At 40.5% G+C, this 9,275-nt stretch carries 8 protein-coding genes; 1 reads left to right on the top strand and 7 read right to left on the bottom strand.

The genetic code is table 11. The features are described from left to right. Positions 1 to 81 precede the first annotated feature (81 nt). The 7 genes from hflX to RMY64_RS25320 all read right to left on the bottom strand — a co-directional run bounded on the left by hflX (position 82) and on the right by RMY64_RS25320 (position 8,376). Positions 82 to 1,827 carry a GTPase HflX gene (hflX, locus tag RMY64_RS25290; protein WP_322674430.1) on the bottom strand — a complete coding sequence of 582 codons (1,746 nt, stop codon included), beginning with the start codon at positions 1,825 to 1,827 and terminating at the stop codon, positions 82 to 84. Positions 1,828 to 1,966: 139 nt separating this feature from the next. Continuing rightward, entirely contained in the window at positions 1,967 to 2,185 is a 219-nt protein-coding gene (locus RMY64_RS25295; RefSeq protein ID WP_322674393.1) for a hypothetical protein, read from the bottom strand. Positions 2,186 to 2,589: 404 nt separating this feature from the next. Beyond that, positions 2,590 to 4,299: a tetratricopeptide repeat protein gene (locus RMY64_RS25300; RefSeq protein WP_322674392.1), complete on the bottom strand. Its 1,710-nt coding sequence runs from the start codon at positions 4,297 to 4,299 to the stop codon at positions 2,590 to 2,592. Continuing rightward, complete coding sequence (locus tag RMY64_RS25305) at positions 4,296 to 5,621, bottom strand: AAA family ATPase (RefSeq protein ID WP_322674391.1); 1,326 nt, start codon at positions 5,619 to 5,621, stop codon at positions 4,296 to 4,298. The genes RMY64_RS25300 and RMY64_RS25305 overlap by 4 nt, the downstream gene beginning before the upstream one ends. 379 nt (positions 5,622 to 6,000) lie before the next feature. Continuing rightward, positions 6,001 to 6,981: a 7,8-didemethyl-8-hydroxy-5-deazariboflavin synthase subunit CofG gene (gene cofG / locus RMY64_RS25310; protein ID WP_322701431.1), complete on the bottom strand. Its 981-nt coding sequence runs from the start codon at positions 6,979 to 6,981 to the stop codon at positions 6,001 to 6,003. 112 nt (positions 6,982 to 7,093) lie between these two features. Then, positions 7,094 to 7,855: a beta-carotene ketolase CrtW gene (gene crtW, locus RMY64_RS25315; RefSeq protein WP_322674389.1), complete on the bottom strand. Its 762-nt coding sequence runs from the start codon at positions 7,853 to 7,855 to the stop codon at positions 7,094 to 7,096. Positions 7,856 to 8,184: 329 nt separating this feature from the next. Continuing rightward, complete coding sequence (locus tag RMY64_RS25320; RefSeq protein WP_322674388.1) at positions 8,185 to 8,376, bottom strand: chlorophyll a/b-binding protein; 192 nt, start codon at positions 8,374 to 8,376, stop codon at positions 8,185 to 8,187. Between the two features lie 350 nt (positions 8,377 to 8,726). Between RMY64_RS25320 and RMY64_RS25325 the strand changes: the two genes are divergently transcribed. Further along, the coding region (locus RMY64_RS25325; RefSeq protein WP_322674387.1) for an SDR family oxidoreductase at positions 8,727 to 9,275 on the top strand (549 nt) is incomplete at its 3' end.

Genomic DNA, 9,275 nt, shown 5'->3' on the forward strand with positions numbered 1-9,275 from the left:
ATCTATTATTTCAATAAAAAATGCCATAGTTACTATTAACTACGGCATTTTCAATTAGAAATTAAAAATTTATTTCAGTATTTACTGGGAATCAACGGCGTATTCAATGAGCTTGGCAAGGCGTTGACGTAGGGTTTCTAATCCCAAACGCTGACTCGCAGAAATAAATACCGCGAGAGGGAATTCTTCTCTAGCTAGGGCTAGTGTCTCACTATTGGCTTGATCGATCTTATTAAAAATCACTAGCGCCGGACCAGGAGTTATTGGCATTTGTGCCAAAATTTCCCTGACTGAGCGAATATGACGCAACCAAGCAGGGTGAGATAAGTCCACCAAATGTAGTAGGGCATCGGCTTCTGTGACTTCCTCTAAAGTGGCACGGAAGGCATCCATTAACGATGCAGGCAGTTCGTGTATAAACCCTACTGTATCTGTAATCAGAATTTCCTGATGTTCATTAGTTTCGCCATAAGGAATCGCCAAACGGCGGGTAGTCGGATCGAGAGTGGCAAATAACTGGTCGGCTGTATAAACTTCTGCATTAGTGAGAGCATTCAGCAAAGTGGACTTACCAGCGTTGGTATATCCAACTAAAGCAACTGAAGGAACTTCTCGATGCTGTCTTCGTTGCCGTAACCGCGAACGATGAGCTTGCAACTGAGTTACTTCTTTTTGCAGTCGAGAAATGCGCTGCCCAATTGCACGGCGCTCAGTTTCCAGTTTGGTTTCACCAGGGCCACGAGTCCCAATACCACCACCCAATCGGGACATGGTGCGACCTCTACCAGCTAGTCGCGGTTGCATGTATTCTAACTGTGCTAGTTCTACTTGCAACTTACCGGCACGGGACTGAGCGCGTTGGGCAAAAATATCCAAAATTACTTCGGTGCGGTCAACCACCCGGATACCAATTTGCATTTCTAAGTTGCGGACTTGGGAGGGTGAGAGGTCGCGGTCAAAGACAACAAGGTTGACTCCTAGTGTTTGGGCGGTTAGGGCAATTTCTTGCACCTTACCTTCGCCAACTACGGTTTGGGGATGAACGCGCGATCGCTTTTGTTGTATTGTTTGTAATACATCTCCCCCAGCAGTATCAACTAAACGTGCCAATTCTAATAGGGTGTCTTGGAATTGTAGGGGAGTCATTTCACTAGTCATCAGCCCCACAATCAGCACGCGATCGTGGTCAGCATCTACTTCCTGGGCGATAAATTCACGCTGGAATTCCGCTTCCAGATTTTCTACCAAGTCTACTAAATCCTGGTCTGCCAGATCGTCCAAGTCCAAAGGTGGCGATATATTCCAACTTGGGGATTGGATTTGGCTTTCGCCTATCTTGGGAGCCGCAGGACTAGTAATCAGGGTGCGAGACTCTTGGGGTGTCAGATGAGCTAGATAAGCTTCTTTGACATATCCAGTCGAACCGCCTCCCCGCCGTGTAAAGCCGGTTCCGGTAATATTTAGGACAACTAGGGCATCTAAGCGTTGCAGTGCCATAGCCGTGAGTGCCGCTTCGTTGGGCGGTTCTGGCTTTAGATGGGTGGCAATACAACGAATACCACTGAGTCGTTCTGCACCGTAACGGGGCAATTCCATCGGTGGTATTTGCGTTTGGCGTGGTGTGCCTACCCCGACGCGAATCACTTGTCCGCGACGGTTGATGTAGGCGCACACAGGCTGATTGACTTCTGTGCTAATTGCTGCCAGACGCTGGGAAAACTCAGGCGTGGTGATGCGATCGCCTGGTATGCGCTGGTGATACAGCCGCTGTAGTTGCTTCAGCTGGCTGGACTTCAGACCTTGGAGATTTCCAAAAATAGTTTCTATAGGCGTTTATGACCAGTTAAATGGCCCCCCGAATCCTTATATGTCTATTTTACAACAGGGTTTTGACTCCTATCTATCTCTTTTGAGGGATGCGTTAGTAATTAGTTCACGGTGAGTATTTATTTGACCGCTTTTAATTTCAGTCGTCATAAAGCCATTCGTCTTCTGGTGCGTAGCCGTTCAAAAAAGCGTCATGGCTGCGGATGCTTTCAGGTTCTTCCACATGAATTATGTTGTTATTCTCAGTTTCCCAATCTTCACCATCCAAAACCGAGAATTCTGTTAATTCAGGGTCGTTCAAAAAATCTTCGGCTGTGGCGGCGATAAAAGGTTCTAGTATTTTGTGACGTTCTGCCAAAGAAAGGCTAGCAATTTCTTGGAGAGATAGATTTTTTTGCTCTTAGGCATTTTCTGACATTTGATTTATATTCTAGGAGTTACGCACTGTACAAATGAATCATCTTGTGTATTAACGTAAATAGGTTGTTTCAGGCTTTTACAAAGCATCCTTTGTTAATTGCGATCGCAAAAAGATAATTGAAAAATCTAGCTAAAAGCCTTGAAAGGCATATCTATCATTTAGGATTTTCTGTCAATGCGTAAGTCCTATATTCTTAAAGATGGGTTAACTTTATATTTAGTAATGTCTCGGTATCGCTTTTAATTTCACTTAGTATTTTAAGTTGAAGGGTGAAGGCAATCGCTACATTAAGATGAGTTAAAATCATTTAAACCATAAACTTTAATAACAAGATCGCTCAATCAACGCCTAAATCCAATCAGCCTCAAGATACTTATCCAAATCCAAACTAACTTTTGTAATCCCAATTTTTGCTGAAACCAACTGATAATGTGTTTTTTCTGTATGTCAAGCAGAGCGTTCATAAAATCTGAATTAATTTCAAAAGCCTTACTAATACTTTTATTTCCTTCTCTCCAGCGACCTAATTTAATTAATGAAGACCCCTTATAATACCAAGCATAGTGATAATCAGATTTAAATTTTAGTGCTTGGTCGTAGGATGCGATCGCTTCTTCAAAGCGTCTTAAATTAAATAGCGCATTGCCCCGATTTTTCCAAGCTTGGTGTAAATCAGGTTTAAATTTCAGTGCTTGGTCGTAGGATGCGATCGCTTCTTCAAAGCGTCCTAAATTAAATAGCGCATTACCTTTACAGTACCAAGCTTCGTAGTCATCTGCTTTAAATTTCAGTGCTTGGTCGCAAGAAGCGCTCGCTTCTTCATAGCGTCTCAAATTGCCTAGTGCAATGCCTCGATTATACCAAGCATGAGGATGTTTGGGATTGAGGGCAAGGGCTTGGTCATAACAGATTATTGCTTCTTCAGATTGACCTAGTATATCTAAAGCATTTCCTTGCCAGTTCAAGCTTGAGTGGTCATTTGGTTCTATTTCTATCGCTTTCTCCCAGTTAGCGAGAGCTTCCTTCCATTTACTTAAGTCTTTAAGCGCGATACCTCGGTGATACCAAGCTTCCTGATAATCTGGTTTAATTTCTATCGCTTTGTCGTAAGATGCTACTTCTTCCTCGTAGCGTTTTAGATAGCCTAGTGCAATGCCCCGATTGTTCCAAGCTTCATGATCATCAGCTTTAATTTTCAGTGCTTGGTCAAAGGATGCGATCGCTTCTTCAAAGCGTCCTAAATTAAATAGCGCATAGCCCCGATCGTTCCAAGCTTCGTGATCATCAGCTTTAATTTTCAGTGCTTGGTTGAAGGATGCGATCGCTTCTTCATATTCCTTAGTGCTAATTAATAAGTTTCTTAGTTCAAGTAATAAACTGGTCTTACGATTCTCTGTCTGATGCTTTTCTCTCAGCAAGTCTTGAATTTCTATAATTTTCTCAATTTTTTGTTGATGGGTGAGTTTCAAATATTTATTATAGTTTCCTTCCAACAACAGGCGATTTGATTCTTGTTCTACGACTTCTGGTGTAGTCGGTAATTCAAATACTCCAGAACGCCAATCAAAAAAATCTGGGGCGCGATGAATAAAATAGTTTATCGAAAATGAACGTACAAGAAAAACTAAGCTAATTGGAAAATCATCTCTAAAGCGTTCTCGCTGTTGGTTTAAGTGATTTAAAATATGTGGAACACTGGTTAAATTACTAAATTGTCCTTCTGTTATTTCACCAAAACTTCTTTTTTCATATTTGTATAAAGAATATTCCAAACCTTTAATCAATAAAATATCAACTTGCTTGTCTTTGAGAAACTCTGCGACTGGCTGATATAAATTATCAATGGACTCAACCAAGCGCAAAACTGCAATGTTCTTCTGCGGAATCTCCTGGGGAAGTTTGACAATGAACTTGTCTGCTTCCACAGGTGTACATTGCACAAAAAACAAACCAAATCCTGATTTTCGCTTCAGTGCGCGAAGTAAGTCTTGATAAGCTTCTTCTGGTTCTGGGGGTAAATCATCATCCCAATCACTTAAATTTGGGTTCATGAAAGTTTCACTACGGCTTCTTTAAATTCTGGAATTCCTTGAATCAATGGATGGATATCATACCAACGCTGCATCTCTCCCTCATCATCCAAATATCGGTATTCTAAAAGACTGCGGTTATACATCAAGCTCCGATACAAATCATCATTAATAATACGTTTAGAAGAAGAGACTTCTGCTAACAGACACCATTGATGATTTTCCACAGCACGGCGAAAAGTATCTCTAGCTTGAGTAATTGCTCGTCGCACCGCTTTTTCTGAAACAGGTAACTCTTCAGTGCGTCCAATGGCATCTTGAGTTAACAATAGCAAATTCCTTACATGACCTCCACTCATCAAACAGAGTTTTTCTAAGGTTTGGGGACTATCAAAAATTTCCTTCTCTAGTGATAGTTCGGGTGCAATTTGCCGGACTCGCTTGTTAATTACTTCTTTAACTTTCTTGAGTCCTGGCTGGTAAACTTCCCCCTTGAGAGTGTTTACCATAATCATCGGCAAAATTTGGGGGTCGCCGTAGATATCTCTAAGGTCTGTTGCTCTGGTAGAATAGACCATTGAAATCGGGACAGTGTAAATCAAATGGCAATCTAAAGCTTGGAGTTGTTCGCTGCGGTCTAAAAAGACTTCCTCATAGTTGGTGCGCTCTCCTTCTTTGACTAACACCATCCGGTCTAAATTATCGACAATTACCGCCAGTTGAGTTTTACCTGTAGGTAAGTTCTTTTTTGCATCCGCTAGAAACTCATTCAACACCTGAATTAAAGTGACGGTGTAAGGATCAATTTTTTGGCGGATTTTATGGCGTAATTCAGGTACAGCTCTTAAATTTGCGGTCAACTTGGCAAACTGAGCAAGTTTGGCTTCTACTCCCAGACTCTCAAACTCTATGGGAGTCTGCGCCAAATCTTTTAAATCTTCCCAACGACTTTTTAACCAGTTGAGTATAGGAGCGGGACTAGCAATTTCTTTTAAATCTTTGAGCAAACGGCGGGTACAGGCGAGGAGAATATCTGTATATTGGGCATCTTCAGAATCGATATCCTCTTCATCAGCCGCAAAATAGACAACATAAAATTTCCGATTTTCTAAATACTTCTTTAATCTGAGTAATTCTGTAGACTTCCCCGCACCTCGATGACCAGAATACAATTGGCAAGTATTTGTATTTGCCAATTGCATCCGATTTCCCAACTCTTGCAAAATATCCGCATCTCCCCGCACATCCTGACAATCTACATATTTTGGATCGCCTGCGGGTAAGGGTTCAAAGGGGTTAAAGGCGTTGTAGAGGTTTGCGAGTAAGTCATCATTATTAAGCATAGGTAAAAAATATAGCAATGATGCTCATAATAATCGAGATTATAGAGAATTAAGGTGGATTCATCCAGTTCAAACACTCGTCAACGGAGTAAAAAGGTGGATTCATCCAGTTCAAACACTCGTCAACGGAGTAAAAAGGTGGATTCATCCAGTTCAAATACTCGTCAACGGAGTAAAAAGGTGGATTCATCCAGTTCAAATACTCGTTAACTAATAGAGCATCGATTCAATTATCAAAAACCTAACCCTCCAGCCCCCTTCCCTACGAGCGTTGGGGCAGCTAAACTCCCCTCTCCGCTTCGGAGAGGGGTTGGGGGAGAGGTTCTTTCAGGATTACTGAATTGGTGTTCTAGATAGTAAAATCTCTACTTCCCTATTCTTACAAAAGAGAAACAGTGGTTAGAGTCTTGCGCCACTGTTTCACCGCTGTTTGTAATTCTCCCGACAACCAACTATCAAATTGCGGATAAACTGGCAAACGAGCTACCAATTCCCACCCCGCAGGCTGTAAAATTTCTCTTAATGCCTGTTCCTGAACATGAGGATAATCGGGATTCACCTCATCTTTTGGCCCGATTCCGCCCAAATCTCGCGCACCAGCTTCGATACAAGCGAGTAACCATCGGTCATCTTTAACTAAATTCGGCGGAATTTGAATAGTAATATCTGGCGGTAAAATCTGACGTGCTTTAGCAATTACTTCTGGTAACTGATGAGGGTCAAAAGGTGGTGCATCAAAGGTTTGCTGATGTCCTGGACTATGAGGTTGTAAAATAACTTCTTGAATGTGGTGATAACGTTGATGCAGTTCAGATATAGCTGTTAATGTTTCCCACCAATCATCAACTGTTTCCCCAATTCCTAACAGTAACCCAGTTGTAAAAGGGATCTGCAACTCTCCCGCCCATTGCAATTGCTGTAAACGGACTTCTGGTAATTTACTCGGTGCGTGCCGATGTACACTATTTAACAATGTTGGTGTTAACTGTTCCAACATCAGCCCCATCGAAACATTCACACGCTTGAGCTTTTGCATTTCTTCAAAACTCAGTGGCCCCGCGTTTGTATGAGGTAAAAACCCCATTGAAAGCGCTAATTTACACAAATCATAAATCCGTGTAAACCACGCCTGACGCTTTGGCGAATGAGGATGCACTTCACCACTGAGTATAAGAATTTCACAGACTTTTTCGCTTTGAAGTGGTTTTAAAATACTGTCTGCATCTGAAATACTCATCCAGGGACTTTTACCCGGTTCGCTGCGAAAGTTGCAGTAACTACACTGATTAAAGCACTCGTAAGTGGGAACGATTGTATAAGCAGGGCTATAAGTGACAAGACGAGAATTATTAATTGGCATAAGCAGAATGAATTTGCTCTAGTAAGCAGCCCCAGACTTATTTTAATGGCTGGAGATGCTAACTACAAACCTTTAATTATTCACGCCCACTTATTTATTAGATAAACAAGAACTATTTTGCTTTGTAAATTTCTGGTAACTGCCACCAAGAAACATGAGGATACTCGTGATGTTCTTCGTGATAGCCGAAATGATAGCACGTGAGAAATGACCACCAAATTGGACGGCTAATCGTTTGGGCACAATGAGGCTGAATATACCCTGCAATTGGTTCGCTATGTGGAAGGAAAGTACCAAAATAAAATAATTGGAATGAACTTAAAAGCGAAGGAAGTACCCAAAAAGTTATTAGATTAGCATGGGGTATATGAAGGATGCGATTAGCAAACTGATATATAAGAGTTAAAGCAATAACTTGTCCCCAACTCCAGTAACCTTTCATAAAATGGAAATACCAAGCAAAGAAGTTTTTGTGTATACCATTATGAAAATCTGGGTCGATTTGAGTTGCTGGATTTTGGTGGTGTAACCAATGCTTTTTTAATAATTTTTTATATGGTAAAAGACCATAAAGAGATAGAGTTAATGTCCCAATAAAATGATTAATCTTATTGTTTTGGGAAAACACTACCCCATGCATGGCATCATGAGATGTAATAAATAATCCCGTATATAAAAATGTTTGCCATAGTATAACGGGCAATAGCATCCAAAATTTTAACTTGGAGATATCAAGGGAAAGCAATAAACTCAGGCTAATGACCCATGCGCTAACAATGACAATAGCAATGAAAAGTCCTTTAAAGTGAGATTTACTTTTCACTACTGAAGTCAATTTTGTTTGATGACTGGGTGGTTGTTCTAACTCGATCACACTTTTACTCCGCCTAACATTCAGATGAAAATTCAAAAAATAAAATATAGTAATTACATAAACTACTAACTACTAGCCGGAAAACTGTGTTAGTGGTAAATGTTTTACACTGGACAATGCCGACGAACAAAAATATATAGAAATATTAAGATACTTGAACTATTATTACATAACTAGATGCTATTTTAAAAACCGTTTTCGGTTAAAAGGTTGCGTGATATGAGTGAAGACACTGGTAAAATTAGTATTTATTATAACCAGTGCCTTGTATTTGATACTTTGGACAGAATCTAAGCCTGCAACAAAAACGCTCAATAATTAACGGGAGTTTAAGAAATCAGGTGAAGTACGTCCCGGACTACGCTATAACCATTGAGATCCCAAAGTAGGTAAGCTAGAAAACCGATCATAGCCAAGCGACCGTTCCAAAGTTCAGACTGAGGAGTTAGCCCAAGTTCACCAGCATTGCGGTCTTTGCCATTGTATGCAGTTTCAGTTTGATCGCTAGGATAAGTTGCCATTGTGAAGTTTCCTTAAGAAGCTAATTACATTGTTCATATTACTTAAATTACCCATGTGACGCTATCTGTCTCTAGTCCTAAAGTAGAAACAACTCTAAAGAATGAGATTTTGAAGATGTTTAGGAAATACTTATCTAGCAAAAGTTCAATAAGAGTTTTTATTACCCTTTAGAGTAGAGGTATTTTTACCAAACAACTGCGAATGAAAACTTATAATCTCGCTAAATAACTATTTTGGATATCATAAAAAATCTAACGAAAGTTAGAAGGTTTCTGGAATGTTATTGCTCAAAATAATAATAAAGAAAGAGCAAATAATATTTTTAAATTTACTACTTATATATAATAGGATGGCTCCTACGGTATTGATTACAGGTGCTTCTGAAGGTATTGGTAAAGCAACAGCTCTTTTATTTTCTCGGCAAGGATATGACCTTGTAATTACAGCTCGTCATGCTGACCGTTTGGAAGCTGTAGCGCAGGAGTTACAAAGCCTTGGTCGTGCAGCACCATTGACTGTTACTTGTGATGTCACTGACGCATCTCAAGTACACACCTTGGTACAAAAGGCATTGGAGCATTATGGTTATATCGATGTGTTGATAAACAATGCAGGCATCTTCGCATCAGGGCCCGTAGAGCAGTTTTCTCTCAGTGATTGGCATCAAATTATAGACACTAATTTATGGGGATATATCCACACAATTAATGCCCTTCTACCTCATTTCCTCGAGCGGGGTAGTGGAACTATAGTTAATTTAAGTTCCATTGGCGGTAAGGTACCAACTGCTTACTTAGTACCCTATTGCGCTAGTAAGTTTGGGGTGACAGGGTTGACGGAAGCGTTATCCCTCTTCTGTCACTTTCCGAGTATTCTGAATAAAAGGATTAAAAGAAAA

It is taken from the genome of Nostoc sp. DedQUE08, from assembly GCF_034530895.1.
In the GTDB taxonomy this organism is placed as follows: domain Bacteria; phylum Cyanobacteriota; class Cyanobacteriia; order Cyanobacteriales; family Nostocaceae; genus Nostoc.

Excerpts from the sequence above, each read along its gene's own strand:
- RMY64_RS25305 (WP_322674391.1), bottom strand. The coding sequence starts at position 5,621 with ATGCTTAATAATGATGACTTACTCGCAAACCTCTACAACGCCTTTAAC.
- RMY64_RS25320 (WP_322674388.1), bottom strand. The coding sequence starts at position 8,376 with ATGGCAACTTATCCTAGCGATCAAACTGAAACTGCATACAATGGCAAA.
- RMY64_RS25300 (WP_322674392.1), bottom strand. The coding sequence starts at position 4,299 with ATGAACCCAAATTTAAGTGATTGGGATGATGATTTACCCCCAGAACCA.
- cofG (WP_322701431.1), bottom strand. The coding sequence starts at position 6,981 with ATGCCAATTAATAATTCTCGTCTTGTCACTTATAGCCCTGCTTATACA.